Source organism: Aquimarina sp. Aq78 (genome assembly GCF_900299525.1).
Classification (GTDB): Bacteria; Bacteroidota; Bacteroidia; order Flavobacteriales; family Flavobacteriaceae; genus Aquimarina.
The window spans coordinates 178,193-197,876 of sequence record NZ_OMKA01000031.1 but is presented as its reverse complement, the minus strand read 5'-3'; the positions used below and the strand labels follow the sequence as shown (position 1 = coordinate 197,876).

Below are 19,684 nucleotides of genomic sequence, written 5' to 3'. Positions count from 1 at the left end.
TCATAATCAATATATTTTATTTACTTCTGGTAAGGATGAGTTTTTAAAGGCTTCATCATTTGGAGAATTACTCATTTCAAATTCGAGAAATCCTCCATTTACAATTTCTTTATGTGTTATATACATACGATCAAGTAGCTCTCCATTTAATCTTATGTTCTTTATATATCTATTCTCTTTAGATAGGTTTTTAGCCGTAATTAAAAATGTTTTCCCTTCTGGAAGCTGTATTTTGGTTTGTTTAAATATCGGTGCTGTAATATGATACACTCCTTGTGCAGGGTTTACAGGATAAAGCCCAAGGGAACTAAATATGTACCAGGATGACATCTGTCCACAATCTTCGTTCCCGCAATGTCCATTGGGTTCATTTTTGTACTGCCCTTCTAAAATCTTATGGGTTAATTCTTGAGTTTTTGAAGGTTGATTTACGTAATTGTATAGATACGCTACATGGTGACTTGGTTCATTACCATGTGCATATTGCCCTATCATTCCTGTACTAAAAATGGGTAGTTTATCTCCTGGTTTGGGATCATAAGAAAACATAGAATCTAACTTTTGTGTAAATCGTTCTTTTCCTCCTGTTTTTTTAATCAACCCATGTATATCTTGCGGTACAAACCAATAGTATTGCCAGGCGTTACTTTCACAATAAAAAGGTGTATATTCTTTTGGACTAAAGGGTGCTATAAATTTTCCTAAAGTATCTCTGGGTTGAATCCAGTTATTTTTATCATTGTATAAACTTTTCCAATTCTCAGAACGTTTCATAAAATATGCATACTCCTCTTCTTTCCCTAAATCTTTTGCAAACATGGCTATACACCAGTCATCATAGGCATACTCCAGCGTTTTAGAAACAGACCAATTTTCATGATGTTCTCCTACTGGGATATACCCTAAATTCTTATAAATATCTATTTGCCTATCATCTACCATAGCACTTTCTTTGCATGCTTTATAAGCTAATTTGGCATCAAATTGAAAACCTTTGAAATATGCATCAACAATAACCGGAACGGCATGATATCCTATCATCATATTGGTTTCATTCCCTTGCATGGACCATACTGGTAACACTCCTGTCTCCTTATAATGCGCCAGTATGGATTGGATCATATCAGGAACTCTTTCTTGCTGAATTATTGTATATAAAGGGTGTGCTGCTCTAAAGGTATCCCATAACGAAAATGTATCATAACGATTAAATCCTTTGACATTTACAATAGAATCGTTTGCTCCTTTATAATTTCCGTCAGGATCACTTAATAATGTTGGGGCCAACATAGATTGATACATCATTGTATAAAAAATACTCTTCTTATCCTTATCTGTAGTCGTAATGTGAATCTTTTGTAATTCACGTTCCCAAATGGCTTGCGCTTTTCTAATATAGTGATCAAAATCGAAGTCAGGAGCTTCTGTATTTAGTGATTCTTGAGCTCCCTTAATACTAGCTGTAGACAACCCGGTTTTAATGATAACCTGTTCATTTTCTTCTGTGTTATAATGCAGTATAATTTTTGTATTTGTTCCTTGAACGGGAAGTGTAGTTAGTTCTTCATTTTTAAACACTTGATATGTCGTAAAAGGCTTTGAAAACTGCATTACAAAATAGACTCGTTGATCTTTTGCCCATCCAGTAGACATCCGATATCCCTGAATCGTTTTGTCATCTACTTTTTCAATGTAAGTATCAGTAGGTTTATCCCAGTTTATAGCATATCCCAGATCCACATGTATTGCTGTTGCAGTATCTTTAGGAAAGGTATATCTATGTATACCTACTCTATTGGTTGCTGTAAGTTCTGCTTTAATCCCATAATCTAATAAATCTACAGTATAATATCCTGGTGTAGCAAATTCTTTATCATGACTGTATGTAGAGAATGGTTTATAGTTGTTTTCTTTTATTTTTTTTGAAAACCTGCTATTTGTGGGCATTACCAAAATATCATATAAATCTCCAGCTCCGGTCCCGGTAAGATGTGTATGAGAAAAACCGCTAATGATAGAGTCTTTATAGTAGTATCCTGCAATTCTATCCCATCCGGGAATTCCTATATCCGGACTCAACTGTACCATCCCAAATGGGAGTGTTGCTCCCGGGTATGTATTGCCGGGACCATCTGTTCCTATAAATGTATTCACATAAGAAGTTAATGATTGTTCGGGTAGGTTTACTGAAACCTTCTCTTGATTGCAAGACCAAAACAATAGTAAAAGAATAATATGTGAATAGAATATTTTTTTCATTTTTGGTATGAATAAGACCTCACAGATTTTGATAACCTATTAAGTTCGTATATCGGATTACTTTTTTGATTTTCTAATTGCCTCTAATTGCTCTTCTGTTATCGCATTTCCATCAAAAAATGAAATCCCTGACGCTCCATTATCTTTTGCTAATTGTATAGCTTTTGATACATCATCTGCACTCATAGGAGGAAGATATATTCCTGTATGCAATTTAGTTTGCTTTCCTTGCAGATCATTAACTCCTTGTTTGGTAGCAAAACCAATCCAATCTACCTCTTCGTTATAAAAGTTGTGATAAATCATAGGTAATACTTCATCTACATCCCATTTATCCCATCGTTGTCTAACCATATGATCTGCCATTTCGGGATATGGAAACACAGCTGCGGTTAACTTTTTATCATATTTATGAGCAATTTCATAAGCCTCATCGACCACTCTTTTTATCTGGTTTAATCTAAATTGTTTCCACTCTATATCTATCGCAACATTTTTAGCTTCTTTTGGGTTTTTATGATGTTCTTCTTCAAAAGTTTTTATACATACATCACAATAACAAAAATCAAATTCTGGCAGCTCTTCATCTTGTACTAAGTTATATTTTGGTAATAACCCTATAGGCAAATAGATATCTGGATATCGAATATAATCGAGATGTACACTGGTTATACCTTCAACCTTTGCCAGTTCTTCTACTAATCCCAAAATATGTGCTCTGGATTCTTCTCTGGTAGGACATAACCACTGATAATAATCTACATATGGCCGGGTATCGTGACACGATTTACCTTCTCTACTCACGGCATACCACTCTGGATGTTTTAAGGCTACTTCATCCCCAGGCCGATTCATAGTAAACATCCAGGCATGAACTTCTAAACCAGCTTGTGTAGCTAAAGGTGCTATTTTTTTTAAAACTTCGGGGTTAGCCAAAGTATTTATCAATACTGCGTCTATGCCATTTTCTTTATATTTTTTGAACTCTTCTCTATATTCATCATTTGATTTTGAGGGGTTCGCAGTAATCCAGGTCCAGTATTTAAATGATGTTGTCTTTACTTCTTCTACAACTTCTTTTACGATTTCTTCCTCTTTTTCAGTTTTACAGCTAACACTAATAAATACAGTACATAAGAGTATAATTTTGAGCATCTTCATATCAATCTTCTTTTTGGATAATTTTACCATCTTCTTTAATAATAAACAGGTGTTTTGTATCTGGGCTTACAACTGTTATATTCCAACCTGTTTGATGATTTTCTATGGTTTTAACAACTTTATTTCCATCAACCAACAGATCATTGGCTTCTAGTTCTTTAAAAGTTTTTGCCCAGCGGGTATTCTTTTTAAAATATTCCTTTTGTTTTCTATATAATTGATACAACAATCGTTTTACTTTTTCATCTTCAGGAATTCTAAAATCATCATTTTCTCCTACTTCTTTTGAGGAAAAATATACATATCCCCAATCTTCGGGTTGGTGCATATTAATTACACCGATAGGAGACCAAACCCAATTGTATTCTGGTTTAAATTTTCCATTATCATCTCGCTTTCTGGAGTATTTATTATTCTGAAGTTCAAAATCCCAATTCACTCTGGAAAAATTAACTCTCCAAAACTTATCTTTTGGAATATTTTTGTGATAATATGAGGTTCTAAACACTTTAAACGGAATAGCTATTTCTAGTACCCATCCTTTATCGGTATCATTTGGGTTATTTATGGTTCCGTTTACTTTGACTGAAGATTTAAATCCATTAGCATCCCAATCGTTTAATACTGGGGTTCCTTCTCTATATGGTTTTGTAATAAACAAATCCCACAGTGTATTTAATGCATTAACTTCAAATTCATAATAATTATGAGTGTCATTATCGGGATCGATAAAAATTTCGAAATCATTATTGTAAAAAATAATAGTGTCTCTTTGTTTAAGGTTACCCCATACATGAGGTTCTTTCATTTCTGCCAAAAAGTAGAAATACTCATCATCCCAAAGCATTTTTACAGTAGTTTTATATTTTGGGATTTTGCTTCCTTCAATATCTATAAAAAACTCTGTGGATTTTGCTTTACCCCAGGAAGATTCTAAGGCAGATCCATCTATATCTATCGATTCTTTGGTATAATGCGCGATATAAGATTTTGGGGATATCTCATTTTCAACACTTTGCCCATAAACAATAGTTGCTTTACTCAAAATTAATACTATGATACAAAGTATTTTATTGATTCTATTTTGAAAAAGTTTCAATTTCATTTTAACCTACTTTATAATGAATTTTCTTTAGTAAACTTAATAATTTCACTTATCCTTCCAAAAGCCAATGCAACCACGGTATCTGCTGCTCCATAATAAATAGCTACTTTATCTTGCTTGATATCTTGTAGAGTTGCACAAGGAAATATCACATTAGGAACATCTCCTATTTGTTCATAAGTCACAGAAGGTGTTAAAAGGTATGGTTTTGTCCTGTACTTTACCTTATCCGGGCTACTCTTGTCCAAAATAGCAGCTCCCATAGCATATCTGAATCCATTACATGTATTTATTACCCCATGATAAAACATCAACCACCCTTCACCTGTAAGGAAAGGCACAGAACCTGCTCCTATCTTAGTGCATTGCCAGGCACTGTCTTCAAAAGGGGTTGCCTGCATTACGTTTCTATGTTCTCCCCAATATTTCATATCCGGACTATAACTAATAAATATATCACCAAAAGCGGTATGCCCATTATCACTTGGGCGGCTTAACATTGCATATTTACCATTGATCTTTTCTGGAAATAATACTCCATTTCTATTGAAGGGTAAAAATGCATTTTCACATTGAAAAAATTCTTTGAAGTTAAAAGTATAAGCAATTCCAATAGTGGGGCCATAATACCCATTACACCATGTAATCCAATATCTGTCTTCAATAAAAGTAACTCGAGGATCATACTTGTAATCAGAATCTATCATTTCTGTATTTCCTGCTTCCATGATAATAGGCTCTTCATTAATTTTCCAATCAATCCCGTTATGACTAAATCCTGCAAAAATATTCATCTGCACAGCTTTATTGTCACATCTAAACACTCCTGCATAACCATCATTATATGGCACAACAGCACTATTAAATATACTATTAGAAGTGGGTATAGCGTCTCTAGAGATTATGGGATTTGCAGAATACCTCCAAATAGCATCAGTGCATCCTTCAGGTTTATCCTGCCATGGTATTTCTTTTTTCATCGTATTTCTAGTATACATATTACTACTTTTCAAAAAATATTATTTTGTCTTAAGTTTATCATACCATGTTCTCTTTAATATTACCGATGTAATAATCATTAATACTATCGCAAAAGCCAAGCTATAATATTCTTTTATAATTAAATACATAGGCACCAGAACAAAGGTCATTTGCCAAATAATCCCAATACCGCAATTAAACATATCTCTCCAGAAGTTTTTATTAGGTAAAAAATCAGGATCTTCTTTTTGTATTGCATCAATAACTGGTTTCCACCATCCCCAGGGCTTAGTGGTTCTATAAAAGTTTTTTAACACCTCTATATCATCTCGTTTTCCTAATATTACTCCTAAAAAGCATCCAATAAAAGACATCAATAGGATACCTGGAAATAAGTAAATGGCGGTTGTATCCGGAAAAATTCCAGGTACTATTGTTGCTGCAATAAGTCCTGCCAGCATTCCTCCAAAATACCCATAAGAATTAAATCTCCACCATACCCACTTTAAAACATTTGCTGCTGCATATCCTCCATACAAAGCTGAGGTTAACCATATAGTTAATTCATTAATAGATGATGCAAAAAAACCACCAATCACCCCTACTAATACGATGAGAATAGATGATAAATAACTATACTTAATATATGTTTTATTTGATGCTTTTGGGTTGATATATTTCTTGTAAATGTCATTAACTATATATGCTGGCGCAGCGTTTATAAATGCTGCAAACGTTCCCATAAAAGCGGCTAATAAACCTGCCAGCAATAACCCTTTAAAACCTATTGGAACAAAGCGATGAATGGCCACTGGTAATATAGTTTCAAAATCTACATCTATACCTGCTTGTTGTAATTCTGGTCCTAAATATACCAAACCGAGTACAGCAAAACCTGTGATCATTAAATACCTGGGGACGAAAAGAACAATAATTGTAAAAGCACTCATTTTGGAGGCCTCGGCTTCATTTTTAGTAGACAAAACACGTTGCATATCATAGCTGGGAACAGGGCCTGCAAGGCTGGCAAAAATGCCTTTAAAGATCATCATCATAAATAGGAAACCAAACAAAGAAAACCCATCTTTCTCTATCTTTTCGTTTACACTATCGATATATCCGGTCCAATCCAAATCCAATTTCATATCAAAAAATAAATTATTCCAGTTTTCTGGCGTGGCGATGGCAATTTGTTCTGCTGTAACAGTGGTAAAAGCAATATATCCAATAACCAAACATGAAATGGTCATAATTATAAACTGAATGACTTCTGTTCCTACTACACTATACATTCCTCCTTTTAAAGTGTATAGAGTAGTTATGCCAATAATTACCAAAGCATAAGATTGCTCTGAAGCTATTACAAGAAATCCAAGGTCTATAGATAAGTCCCAAGGAAAAAATACAATTGCAAATTTACCAATTCCTTCAAAAAAGTAGGCTATAAAACCTAAAGTGCTAATAACAGCAAATATTGTTACTATGATATGAGATAATTTAGCACCCATAGCAGATCCAAATCTATAGGTTATCCACTGTGCTCCTGTCATCACATTTGACCTTCGTAACCACGCAGCCATAAAAATCATAATAAAAACCTGATTCCATACGGGCCATAACCATGGAAGCCAGGCACTTTTCATACCATAAACAAAAAGAATAGTAACGGTCCACATGGTACCAGAAACATCAAACATCCCTGAAGCATTTGACAGCCCGAGATAATACCAGGGGATTTCATTTCCGCCCAGGAAATACGATTTCATATCTTTTGATGCTTTCTTAGCAACATAAAATCCAAAAAGAAGAGTAATAATAATATAACATAGAATTATTACAATATCTACGGTAGCTAGGTTCATTTAGAGTTGGTTATTTCTGTACACCCCAGTTTTTGTTAGGAGATGCTCCCATTACGAAATGCAATGTTCCTCCTTCTGTTATTTCCTGATGTGTAATATATGATCGATTAAATTCTTTTCCGTTTAAGGTTGCAGATTGGATGTATATATTTTTATCTGAAACGTTCTTGGCTTCTATACTAAAACTAAGATCATCTGATAATTTTAAAGTAGCTTTCTCAAAAATCGGACTTCCAATTTGGTATTCTCCTGATGCAGGGTTCATTGGATAAATTCCTAAAGAACTAAAGACATACCAAGCCGACATTTGCCCACAATCCTCATTACCACTTAATCCATTAGGTGTTGTATTATATTGAGTTTTTAATATTTGACTTACCCAATATTGAGTTTTCCAGGGGGCATTAGCTTTATTAAACATATAGGCAATATGATGACTAGGTTCATTACCATGTGCATATTGTCCTATAAGACCTGTAATATCTGCAGAAATATTATCTCCGGTAATTTCAGAATCTTCAGTAAATAGTTGTTCGAGCTTTGCTACAAAGGTAGTTTGATCTCCAAATAATTGTATCAATCTCTCAACATCATGAGGCACAAACCAACTATGTTGCCACGCATTTCCTTCTGTATAATCGGCATGCACTCTATGAGCAGAAAATTTGGGATCAAATGGCTCGTGCCATTTTTTGCCATCCTCGGATTTTCCTCTCATAAATCCAGTCTTTGCATCAAAGAGATGTACAAATGCTTTGGATCGTTTTAGAAAATACTCATAATCCTCTTCTTTCCCTAGAGTTTTAGCAACTTGTGCAACGCACCAGTCATTATAGGCATATTCTAATGTAATAGTAACAGATTCGTCTAGCAAATTATACGGGATGTAACCGTATTTTTTATAATACTCCAACCCCCTTTCATCTTGCATCATAGTGGTTTTCATCGCTTCATATGCTTTTTCGATATCAAAGCCTTTGATGCCTTTTAGATATGCTTCGGCAATCACAGAAACAGAGTGATACCCGGTCATAGTATTGGTTTCATTAGCATATAAAGTCCATACAGGTAATATCTTATTATTTTCATAATATGCTAACATAGAATTTACGATATCAGAAACTTTATTTGGCTCTAAGAATATTAGTAATGGGTGCTCTGCTCTAAAGGTATCCCAAAGAGAAAGTGTAGAGTATGCAGTATAATTCTTTGTAAAAACAATACTATCATTTTCTTTTCTAAACGCTCCATCCTTATCACTATACGTTACCGGTGCTACTTGAGCATGGTATAATGCGGTATAAAAAATGGTTTTTAACGAATCGTTTTTAGTATCTACTTCTATTTTAGATAGTACATTTTGCCAAGATGCATTGGCTTTTTCTACGGTTTTATCAAATTCAAATTTATTTTTATATTCAGAAATATTGTTTTTTGCATTTTCAACACTGACCGAAGAAACTCCTACTTTTACCTGTAATTGATTTTTATTTCCCTCGTTAAAAAACAACTGCGCCGATGACTTTACACCTTTAATAGAATTAACATTTTCAGTTTTTTTGGTATCGGTATACAAATCATAGTTATTGATGGCTTTAGAGAATTTCATCACAAAAAATACTTTTTGATTTTTTGCCCATCCAGTACTATTTCTATATCCTGAAACTGTAAATTTATCTTCAATATGTATTTGTGATTCTAAAGTTTTATCCCAATTAATAGCATACCCTAAATCTAATACTACAGATTGTGTGTCTCCCTCTTTATATTCGTATCTATGAAAAGCTGTTCTAACGGTAGAAGTTAATTCTGCATTAATATTAAAATCTTCTAAAAACACATTATAATATCCAGGTACAGCTTTTTCTTTATCGTGAGAATATTTAGACTTAAAAGGTATTTCGTCTCTTGTATTGAAAGAAGTAGATAAATCTACTTTTTTATTAATTGGCATCAATCTAATATCATTAAGATCTCCAATCCCTGTACCACTAAGGTGTAAATGACTAAAACCTATAGTTAAAGAATCTGAATAGTGGTACCCAGAGCACCAATCCCATTCTGAAATACCATTATCCGGGCTTACCTGTACCATACCAAATGGTACTGTTGCTCCTGGATAAGTATGACCATGCCCCCCTGTACCAATAAAAGGGTTTACAAACTCAATTACAGTACTACTTTCTGCTTTTATACTACCCTCATTATCATGTTCTTTCTTACACGAAAAAGTAATCAATATTGCTATTACTACTAATTTAATATTGCGAAGTATTTTCATCTATTTACATTTATTTTTTTATCATTGTTCTACAGGAAGAGCAAGTAATGACATAAATATTTACAAAACTTATGGTTAAAAGAATAATTTTAGATCAATAACAAAGCAACTTAGTTAAACGTCATAAAATTTGGGGAAATATGCTGCAAAAAATAAAAAACGTACTTAATATAACATCTGGGAATAATTATACTATAACGGCAAAACATCATGTTATATTCTGGCTCGTATATTTTCTATTTACCACCTTTAAATGGGGTAGTTACTTTAACGATTATGCCTATTCTTTAAAAACCACTATTCTAGGGTTTATTATACATATGTCTTTAAGTTATTTCAACATATATTACTTAATGCCAAAATTCGTAGACAAACGTAAGTATTTGATATACATATTCTTATTACTCACATCTCTTTTCACAATGGTCCTGGCAAAATTTTATTTTACTTATTTTCTTGTTAACCATAATGTTTGGCCAGAAGGTCCTGAAGTAACCAATGAATTGACCTTAAATTATACTATAGAAATGATGCTGGGGGAGCTTTATGTTGTGTCTTTTGTTTCTGCTATTAAAGTAACCTTGGATAAGCTTAGAGAACATAAAAAATTAATTGAGATAGAAAAATTACAATTAGAAACAGAATTACGCTTTCTTAGGGCTCAAATGTCTCCTCATTTCTTTTTTAATACTTTAAATAACATATACTCTCTTTCTGTAGAAAAATCAGACAAAACTCCAAAAACTATATTAAAGTTATCTGAATTAATGCGGTATTTATTGCATGAGACTAATCAAAAAAGACAATGTCTTAGTAAAGAAATTATATGTCTTCAAAACTATTTAGATTTAGAAAGAATCAGGTACGGAGATTCTCTAAAAATAAATGTGACTGTTTCTGGGGAAATCGAAGGTAAAAAAATTGCACCTATGCTACTTTTATCATTTGTAGAAAATGCATTTAAGCACGGTGCTAATAAAAATGTTGGAGAAATCGAAATTAATATCTCTTTTAACATAATAGAGGGCTTTCTGTATTTTAAAATTACTAATCCAATTCCTGCAAAAAATAATAAAAACAAAATTGATTCCTTTTCTGGGGGTATTGGAATAGGAAACGTAAAAAAGAGGCTTGAGTTAGGTTATAAACCTGATGAATATAATCTAATCATTAGTGAAAATAACAATCAATATATTGTTGAATTAAAAATTAAAGTATAATGGATTTAAAATGTGTTATAATAGATGATGAACCATTGGCTATTAATGTTATAAAAAACTATGTTGATCAAACAAAAGGATTGATTTTTTTAGCCTCATTCAACGACGCAACCGAGAGTATTGATTATTTAAGAAATAATGAGATAGATCTTCTTTTTTTAGACATTAATATGCCTCTTTTAGATGGGTTAAATCTATTAAAAAGTATACATCAAAAACCACTCACTATAATCACTACTGCCCATGAAGAATTTGCAGTAGAAAGTTATGAATTGGAGGTAGTAGACTATTTGGTAAAACCAATCTCTTTTCATAGGTTCATTATGGGCATAAACAAAGCTTTCAAAATAAAAGGTTATCAAGAAAAAGATAATGTTACAACTCCTTCTAAAAGAGCTTATATCTTTTTGAAAATCGATAAAAAAAAGATACAAAAAATATATCTGGATGAAATATTATCTATCGAAAGCCTTGGTGATTATATTAAAGTAAATACGTTATCAAGTAACTATATTGTGCATCAAACTTTAAGCAATTTCACAGATGATTTACCCTCTGATAAGTTTATTAGAATTCACAGATCTTATACCATATCAATTGATAAAATAGAATCTATTGAAGGTAATAGTATAGAGATTGCAAATAATCGATATCCAATTGGAAGAAGTTATTTAAATGAGGTAAGAAGTGTTATTTTTAAAATGTAATGACTCGATTAAATCTCATATATAAAATGGTAAAACACGGTCATTTTTTATGCCCTAACCTTAATTACTTAAAATTTTATTTATAGTACTCTGCATCATTTTTTAAAGTTGTCGTCTTAAGAGGTGAATACAAATTCTAAAATGATGCAAAACAATAATTTACCCATAGCAATAATAGGTGCTGGCCCAGTAGGGTTAGCTGCAGCTGCACATTTATTAACACATAATCTTCCTTTCATTGTATTTGAAGCAGGAAGCTCTGTTGGACAAAATATGCTCTCCTGGAGTCATGTTCGTGTGTTTTCTCCCTGGAAATATAACATAGATCGAGCTGCGAAAGAATTATTACAACAAACCGATTGGATAGCTCCTGATGAAAATGAATTACCAACAGGACAAGAGTTGGTAGAGCAATATTTTCGTCCATTAGCAAATTTACCTCAGATTAAATCACACATTCATTTGAACAGTAAAGTACTTTCTATTGGAAGAAAAGGTCTGGATAAAATGAAAACCTCGGGGAGAGAAGACAAACCATTCTCGATTAAAGTAGAAAAAAATGGCACTACTAATTATTATGAAGCAAAAGCGGTTATTGACGCTACAGGAACCTGGAATCAACCCAATCCAATTGGTTCTGGTGGTGTATTTGCCGAAGGAGAACAAGAACTAAATGAGCATATTTTTTATGGAATTCCTAATGTCAAGAAAGATCATTTAGAACAGTACAAAAACAAAAATATAGTTGTTGTAGGAGGAGGGCATTCTGCTATTAATGCTTTATTAGATTTAGCAGATATTCAAAAAGATTATCCACAAACACAACTCAACTGGGTATTGAGAAAAGATACTATGAAAAAAGTGTATGGCGGCAAACAAGAGGATGCGCTAGAAGCGAGAGGTGCTCTTGGTGTTCGTATTGAACAATTGGTCAATAGCGGAAAACTAAACGTCTATACTCCTTTTCACATCTTAAAACTAACCAAAAAAGAAAATGGTATACAAATTATCGGTGATCTAAATGGCGAAATAGAAACCATTAACCAAATAGACGAAATAATAAGTAATACAGGTTCACGACCTAATTTAGAAATGATTCGTGAGGTACGAACAGACTTAGATGCCTCACTAGAATCAGTTTTTGATCTTGCAGAATTAATTGATCCAAATATTCATAGTTGTGGAACAGTGAGACCACACGGAGAAAAAGAGCTCCGCCATCCAGAAAAAGATTTTTACATCGTAGGGTCTAAAAGTTATGGTAGAGCACCTACTTTTTTAATGACAACGGGTTATGAACAAGTACGATCGGTTATCTCTTATTTGGCAGGTGATAAAGAAGCTGCAGAACGAGTAGAACTTAATTTACCAGAAACTGGAGTATGTAGTACCGATTTTGCAACCAATGAAAAAGAGGGTACTACTGGTAATTGCTGTTCTGCAGAATCAGCTTTGGAAGGAATAGAATCTACAAGTTCGAATTGCGGAACATCAGGATGCAATTAAAAAAAATGTGCATCATTATAAAAGTTTTCCGTCTTAAAGAATGAAAACAATACATAACAAAATAGAAATATTAAAATTTATAATTATGAAAACGAGAAATACAAACAATCAAGTAGAAACAGTACAACAAGCTAGCGGATGCTGTGAATCTACATCGGTACAAGTACAATCTGCACAAAACTCTTGTTGTGAGCAACCTACCGATGGATCATCATGTTGTGATAAAAATGAGAGTAAAGAAATAAATATTGAAAAAACAGGATGTTGCTAACCAAAAGCCCGCCTATTCGCAAAGAACAAAGCTCCTCATTTCGAGGGGCTTTGCGTGCTAGTGGGGTCATGGCTTTTGCAGGGTTAGGTGATGCCGTTTTATATCCCGTACTTCCCATTTATGGTAAAGAATTAGGGTTTTCAGTATTTTTTATTGGTGTGTTGTTATCGGTAAACCGTTTCGTAAGAATTATTGCAAACACATCTATTGCAAATTGGGTACACCAAATCGGAATTCGAAAAATGCTAATCATCACTGCAACGCTTGCCACACTAACCACTTTTATATATGGATTGAAATTAGGTTTAATTTCTTTTTTAATGGCAAGAATTTTTTGGGGACTAAGTTATTCTGGATTAAAAATATCTACGTTAAGCTATGCTTCACAAGCTAAAGAAAAATCTGGTTTAGCGTTCGGATTATCGCAAAGCATCAAATCATTAGGAGCATTATTTGTACTATGGTTTGGCCCAATAGTCATAGGTGAATTTGGTATTCAAAATGGGCTATTTAGCATAGCTTTAATCAGTTTGTTAGGTATACTTTTAGCGTATTCATTACCAAAAATTGAACCCGAAGCAAAAAACGAAGTAGTAAAAACAAGCCTCACTTTTTATCCAAATGACATCAACTTGTTGGTATTTATAGTATCTGTTTCAATAGATGGTATTTTGGTAGTATCTCTATCACATTTATTATCTGGAAACATGGTCAATTCAAGTGAATTACTTGTTTATGTGGCGTTTTATTTGTTATTAAAACGATTGTTTGCTTTGTTGTTTTCTATAATTGGAGGAGTTCTCGCCATACGTTTTCGACCATTATTCTTATTTTCAATTTCAATTAGTATTTGTCTATTAGCAATGGCATTGATTGCATTCGATAATACTATTTTGGGCATTATTCTAGCTTTTTTATTTAATACAATTGTGGTTACTTTTTCGCCTCTTATTGCTATAAATAACCAACAAAATAAAGATAATTCCTTACAGGCAATTTCTAGTGTAAGCACATGGTGGGATATAGGTGCTGCCGTTGGTGCATTTATCGGAATCTACGCCATTGAGTTTATTGGAATACAAAACCTATATTTATCTTTGTGTATAACAGGAACAATTTTATTCATCAATTTCTCTATAAAAAATGCAAAGTCAAGTCCTTCAACTATATAATCCATTATTAGGCTACGTTAAAAAGCGTGTTCGCAATCAGGAAGACGCCGAAGATTTAACCCAAGATGTATTTTTGAAATTATCCAAATCAAATAGTAATGGTGTCGAAAATCTTAAAAGTTGGGTATATACCATAGCCAAAAATACGATCACCGATTATTATCGTAAAAAACAATTACAAACAAATACTATTGAAGAAGATACCTTCTTCGATTATGACACCGATAATGATGCTGGGATAGCGCTTGGTAAATGTGTACATTCTTTTGTCAATCAATTACCAGAAGAGTATCGAGAATTAATGATCTTATCCGAGATAAAAGAAATACCGCAAAAAGAGATCGCCGAACAGCTTAATATGAACTATGTTACGGTACGCTCTAAAATTCAACGTGGAAGAAAAAAACTTAAAGAATTGTTTGAAGGTTGTTGTACTATTTTACAAGGCGGAAAAGGAAGTATTTTGGATTTCGACTCAAAAACCGGATGTAATAAAAAATCATCTTGTTAATACTAACCATTTGCATCATTTCTCATGTACTGCGTCTATAGAGGTAAATCAATTATATGAATTTATTTGATACACTATACGGTAATTATGAACATCACTTTACTAAGAGTAACCCCGGCATGTTAGCATCTATGTACCTAAATCATGGCGATGCGTTTTCCACTTTTGCAACCATTGCTACATATACCAAAGGGGAAGAATGGATAAATAAGTTAGTGGTATATTCTACCAAATAAAAACAGCTATAGATGAAAGTGTATGATACTCTTGTAATTGGCGGTGGGCAAGCAGGGCTTTCGGTAGCTTATTTTTTACGTCGACAAAAATTAGACTATCTAATTCTGGATGACAAAGATAAATCCGGAGGTTCTTGGTTACAAACCTGGGATAACCTCAAATTATTTTCGCCAACAGAATATAGCTCATTGTCTGGTTGGGCTATGCCAAAAAGTAAACATGAGTATCCAACCAAAAAAGAGTTCATCTATTATCTGGATGCTTATGAGAAACGTTATGAGTTTCCGATTTTGCGAAATACAAAAGTAATTTCGGTAATTAAAAACGATGATCTTTTCATAGTCGAAACTAATCAAGGAATTTTTCATAGTACAACCATGGTCAGTGCGACAGGTACAGCACAACAACCTTTTATTCCACAATACCCAAATCAGGAATTGTTTCAAGGAAAACAACTGCACTCTTTACACTATAAAAACTCTGAAGACCTTGTTGGTAAAAAAGTATTGATCATTGGTGGAGGAAATTCTGGCGCACAAATTTTAGCTGAAGTTTCAAAAATAGCACAAACACAATGGGTAACATTAGAAGAACCTCATTTTTTACCGGATGATATAGACGGGCGTTATCTATTTAACGCCGCTACTCAACAATTTTTAGGAAAACCCAAGCAAGAAAAAGACAAAAGCGTTAATATTTCTTTGTCAAATATTGTTATGGTAGAAAGCGTAAAAGAAGCCCGAACCAGAGATGTATTGCATGCCAAACGTCCTTTCGCTTCCTTTTATGAAAAAGGAGTTATTTGGGAAAACGGAACCAAAGAAGAATTTGATACTGTGATTTGGTGCACCGGTTTTAAAGCAAATTTAGATCATTTACAATCCCTTAATATCATCGAAAACAATCGTATTAAAACCCAATACACACGTTCGACAAAGGAACCTATGCTTTGGCTGGTTGGTTATGGTAGTTGGACCGGTTTTGCATCAGCCACCATTTATGGTGTAGGTAAAACAGCAAGACAAACCGTTAAAGAAATATCGGCAGTTATACATAAAAAGTAAATTTTTGCATCATTTTAAAATTGCTTCGTCTCAGTAATTAAGAACAAATGTTAATTTTAAAATGATAACAATGAAATTAAATTTAAAATCTACGGTATTAACAGCTCTACTAAGCTTCTTTACATTATTTAGTACAAATGTAATAGCTCAATCTTCGTGTTGCGGTAGTAAAAAACATGATAAAGCTACCTGTACAAAGAATCACAAAGACGATAAAAAATCTGCTTCTTGTATAGCAGCATCAGATACAGCTAAAACTACATCTGGCTGCTCACCCTCAAGTTGTCGTGGAGCAAAAACTAAGTTTGGAGAAGCAAAAATTATTTCTAATTTAAGGAATAATCTTATTGCGCTTAAGTCTGAAATGGAACAATCTAAAAAACCAGTGTTTGAGACACGCTCATATGACATTCACCAAATTGTAGGTAAATCAGATGACGAGAGTTTAAAAATTATTGCCAGAGAACTTAACATTATAGAGAAAGATTTTGCTAACAAAACTCAATTTATGCCTTTAGTTTTTACACTTCCTGAAAATAAGGCAAAACAAATTACATATTTAGATAATAGAATAGAAGTACTTAAAAAACTACTATAGTCCAATTAAGAGAGTCCTCGACGTATCTGACGAGGATTCTTTTGACACTCGATTTCAAATGAATTATAGAAAAATCATAAGTCTATCCATAGCAATAAGTTTTATTGTCTTATTAAGTACAGGAGTTCTATCGTATTTTAAAGAATATTCAAGAGTAGTAGCTACGTTGCACACTATATTCGGATTGTTATTTTCTTTAGGGATAGTATTTCATTTAAAAAATAATTTTCGTTCCATAAAAATATATACCAAAGGAAAACCCATCGTATTAATATTATTCATCAGTTTTTTGTTTTTTATAGGAGCGTCTTACCAAGTAACACCCTTTACAGAATTGATGGATTTTGGTGCTACACAAAAGGCAATCTCTAAAAAAGAATTGAATCTTACTAGCTACCAAATTGTAGAAATGAATATGGCTAATGATATTCAATTAACAATCGATTTATTGCGTTCAGAACATTATTGGCATCCACAAATGGCGGTATGGTTAGAAGATGAGAATAGTAATTATATTGAAACATTATTTGTATCAAAAGCAACTGCAAAAGGCTTGTTTTTTGGAGGGCGTAGTAAAGATAATTTCAAAAATTTTGATGAAAATAAAGATGCTTCTGGAGATTATAGACGCGTAAATGCCTTACCAGTTTGGTCGTACAAACGCGATGTACAGTATCCCGATGGTTTATATGTTCCACCAAGCAACAATCCTTTACCCGATGCCATAACAGGAGCTACTATTCTTGATAACTTTAAACTATTATCTTCTGTTAAAAACTTATCAAAGTTCAAACTAAAAATTGAAATCAATGTCGCTTTTGATGATAATGAATACTACTCTGAATATGACTTCCCTGAGGATGGAACTTTTCATAACGGAACAGGCCAATTAGGACAACCATCTATTATTTTTGAAACATTTATTGATATGAATGATGACAAGAAATACTATTTAATGGAACTCATTGGTCATGGACATCATTCTGGGCAAGACGGAAATGTTAATTCTGATTTGTCTACATTAACTACGGCAAAACGTATTGTTGAACGTATTGTTGTCGGGGTTATACAAAAACCTTGACATCATAAGAAACATTCGTAAACAAATAAGTGTAAGTACTTCATTTTTATCCAAAAAAAGCATGATTTCCATCTGTTTTTTTAGAGAATATATGTTAAGTAGCAAAACAGACTGGAGGAAATAATTCCTCCAGTTTGTCTATTGTTTTATACTTTTTTCCATTTTCCAGAAGCACCTCCTTCAACTGCACCTGCTCCAGCCATTGCTCCATTAAATTGGCCAACTGGTGTCCCATTGCTAATAAAAAAGTTTACTTGTAAAATACCGCCGCCGGAAGCAAAACTTTGAACGTGGAATGAAGTTACATTTTTAAAGAAAGCATTCCAATTATCATACGCTGTGTACATAAAACCAATAGAAGACCCTCCTACTGCTCCAGCACCCCAAAATGATTCGTCAAACTTCCAGTTTTCATAACCTCCTGACGTAGGCTCAACGGTAACGTTACCGTAAATACCTGCAAAAATTAATGAAGCCTTTGCTCCAAGTGGTGCTGGTACCGACCCCTCTAATTTAGTCAAAAAGTTTTCTGCGCCATCTTTATCTACAAAATCAATCTTGTTGAACGCATTTCGAGTTGCTTCCTTTATAGCTGCATTAGAAGGATGAAATTTATTCTTTTCTGCTGTTAAAGTGTCCATTTTATTATATTTAATTATTCCTACTCTTTTGGCTTTTCGGTAACGCCCCGTTTTTTTAGTGATTCAGATCTCCACTACTTTTGAGTTGTAATATTACAATTCAAAAGTAGCACATGACTTTCTCTAATTTATATGTAAAAACCCTTGTTTTATGGGTGTTTTTCCTTATTTTGATTTAGATGTTTTCTAATTTTCGTGTGGGTGTGATTCAAGATGGAAAGATTTGGGAGTCTGTTCATTTAAGAAATCAATTCGGTCAGCTCCTATATAATCCAAATAGTACTTCAAGGATTGAATCAAATGTTATTGACTATATGAGGCAAATGTGAAAAAGGACTTCAATTTCTTAAAACCCTTGTCATTTCTAGTACTGGAAACAGGACTCCCTTCGACTCGTTCCTTGTTCAGGATAAACTTCTCGTCCTGTCGAGTCCTAATTAAAATGTTGCCAACAAAAAAAGCCTCACATTTCTGTGAAGGAACATGATTATGAATCCAAAATTTTTGCCAAAGTTTATTCCTTATAAATATCTTAAGATTTAAGAATCCAATTAATTACTATATTTGGCAAATGAGAATGAACATTTGGAAAAATATAATTACTCTTTTTTTTCTATCCGCTTTTCTATTTCTTAGAATTGTTAATGTACATGCTATTTCTCATTTTTCTGATGACGATGATCAAATACATTGTGAGTTGTGTGAAATTATCGCAGTATCATATAAACTCACTCCTTTTACAGATAATACATTTGTAGAAGTAGAACAAAAACCTGCGATAGATTTCCAAGAGTACAAAACCAATTTTTGTTACGAAACATCGCAATACTGTATTACACTACCTAAAAGCATCTACAATAAACCTCCACCCAAATATTTAGGGTAGTTGCGTTTTATTTTTGAAAATTTTCTTTTTGCATGTTGATACTTATAACTATATGGTTTTATAAACCATATCATAGTTTATACAAAAGATCAAATACCCTTTCCTGTTAGCCAGAAAATTTTCTCCAAACATTTTTAATAT

18 protein-coding genes are annotated in these 19,684 nt (G+C 33.0%); 11 read left to right on the top strand and 7 right to left on the bottom strand.

The features are described from left to right. Positions 1–6 precede the first annotated feature (6 nt). Genes DG435_RS24005 through DG435_RS23980 form a run of 6 tightly spaced genes read right to left on the bottom strand, consistent with a single transcriptional unit; the run spans position 7 to position 9,649 of the window. Complete coding sequence (locus DG435_RS24005; protein ID WP_106790795.1) at positions 7–2,259, bottom strand: GH92 family glycosyl hydrolase; 2,253 nt, start codon at positions 2,257–2,259, stop codon at positions 7–9. A 57-nt stretch (positions 2,260–2,316) separates the two neighbouring features. Beyond that, entirely contained in the window at positions 2,317–3,420 is a 1,104-nt protein-coding gene (locus tag DG435_RS24000; RefSeq protein WP_106790883.1) for a putative glycoside hydrolase, read from the bottom strand. Position 3,421: 1 nt separating this feature from the next. Then, positions 3,422–4,525 carry a carbohydrate-binding family 9-like protein gene (locus DG435_RS23995; protein ID WP_106790794.1) on the bottom strand — a complete coding sequence of 368 codons (1,104 nt, stop codon included), beginning with the start codon at positions 4,523–4,525 and terminating at the stop codon, positions 3,422–3,424. 11 nt (positions 4,526–4,536) lie between these two features. After that, positions 4,537–5,505, bottom strand: a complete 969-nt coding sequence (locus DG435_RS23990; RefSeq protein WP_106790793.1) for a glycoside hydrolase family 130 protein — start codon at positions 5,503–5,505, stop codon at positions 4,537–4,539. Positions 5,506–5,544: 39 nt separating this feature from the next. Then, on the bottom strand, positions 5,545–7,368 hold the full coding sequence (locus DG435_RS23985) for a sodium:solute symporter family protein (protein WP_106790792.1): 1,824 nt from the start codon (positions 7,366–7,368) through the stop codon (positions 5,545–5,547). Positions 7,369–7,378: 10 nt separating this feature from the next. Continuing rightward, complete coding sequence (locus DG435_RS23980; RefSeq protein WP_106790791.1) at positions 7,379–9,649, bottom strand: GH92 family glycosyl hydrolase; 2,271 nt, start codon at positions 9,647–9,649, stop codon at positions 7,379–7,381. Between the two features lie 140 nt (positions 9,650–9,789). On the opposite strand from DG435_RS23980, the gene DG435_RS23975 reads away from it, so the two are divergent. From DG435_RS23975 to DG435_RS23930, 10 genes are all read left to right on the top strand, one after another. Beyond that, entirely contained in the window at positions 9,790–10,869 is a 1,080-nt protein-coding gene (locus DG435_RS23975) for a sensor histidine kinase (protein WP_106790790.1), read from the top strand. Beyond that, positions 10,869–11,576: a LytTR family DNA-binding domain-containing protein gene (locus DG435_RS23970; RefSeq protein WP_106790789.1), complete on the top strand. Its 708-nt coding sequence runs from the start codon at positions 10,869–10,871 to the stop codon at positions 11,574–11,576. Before DG435_RS23975 ends, DG435_RS23970 begins: the two co-directional genes overlap by 1 nt. Positions 11,577–11,717: 141 nt before the next feature. Further along, entirely contained in the window at positions 11,718–13,082 is a 1,365-nt protein-coding gene (locus DG435_RS23965) for an NAD(P)-binding domain-containing protein (RefSeq protein ID WP_199852609.1), read from the top strand. 85 nt (positions 13,083–13,167) lie between these two features. Beyond that, positions 13,168–13,353, top strand: a complete 186-nt coding sequence (locus tag DG435_RS23960) for a hypothetical protein (protein ID WP_159025420.1) — start codon at positions 13,168–13,170, stop codon at positions 13,351–13,353. Next, positions 13,344–14,525 carry an MFS transporter gene (locus tag DG435_RS23955; protein ID WP_106790787.1) on the top strand — a complete coding sequence of 394 codons (1,182 nt, stop codon included), beginning with the start codon at positions 13,344–13,346 and terminating at the stop codon, positions 14,523–14,525. Before DG435_RS23960 ends, DG435_RS23955 begins: the two co-directional genes overlap by 10 nt. Next, entirely contained in the window at positions 14,497–15,036 is a 540-nt protein-coding gene (locus DG435_RS23950; RefSeq protein ID WP_106790786.1) for a sigma-70 family RNA polymerase sigma factor, read from the top strand. Before DG435_RS23955 ends, DG435_RS23950 begins: the two co-directional genes overlap by 29 nt. 56 nt (positions 15,037–15,092) lie before the next feature. Then, positions 15,093–15,272 (top strand): hypothetical protein, encoded by a 180-nt coding sequence (locus DG435_RS23945; protein WP_106790785.1) that lies wholly within the window; start codon positions 15,093–15,095, stop codon positions 15,270–15,272. A gap of 12 nt (positions 15,273–15,284) precedes the next feature. Further along, positions 15,285–16,337, top strand: coding sequence for an ArsO family NAD(P)H-dependent flavin-containing monooxygenase (locus DG435_RS23940; protein ID WP_106790784.1), 1,053 nt, complete (start codon positions 15,285–15,287; stop codon positions 16,335–16,337). 70 nt (positions 16,338–16,407) lie between these two features. Further along, positions 16,408–16,935, top strand: coding sequence for a hypothetical protein (locus DG435_RS23935; protein WP_106790783.1), 528 nt, complete (start codon positions 16,408–16,410; stop codon positions 16,933–16,935). A gap of 58 nt (positions 16,936–16,993) precedes the next feature. Beyond that, complete coding sequence (locus DG435_RS23930; RefSeq protein ID WP_106790782.1) at positions 16,994–18,016, top strand: hypothetical protein; 1,023 nt, start codon at positions 16,994–16,996, stop codon at positions 18,014–18,016. A 146-nt stretch (positions 18,017–18,162) separates the two neighbouring features. Here the strand turns inward: DG435_RS23930 and DG435_RS23925 are convergent, their stop codons facing one another. Continuing rightward, positions 18,163–18,657, bottom strand: a complete 495-nt coding sequence (locus tag DG435_RS23925; RefSeq protein WP_106790781.1) for a hypothetical protein — start codon at positions 18,655–18,657, stop codon at positions 18,163–18,165. A gap of 571 nt (positions 18,658–19,228) precedes the next feature. Between DG435_RS23925 and DG435_RS23920 the strand changes: the two genes are divergently transcribed. Continuing rightward, entirely contained in the window at positions 19,229–19,543 is a 315-nt protein-coding gene (locus DG435_RS23920) for a hypothetical protein (RefSeq protein WP_106790780.1), read from the top strand. Positions 19,544–19,684 lie beyond the last annotated feature (141 nt).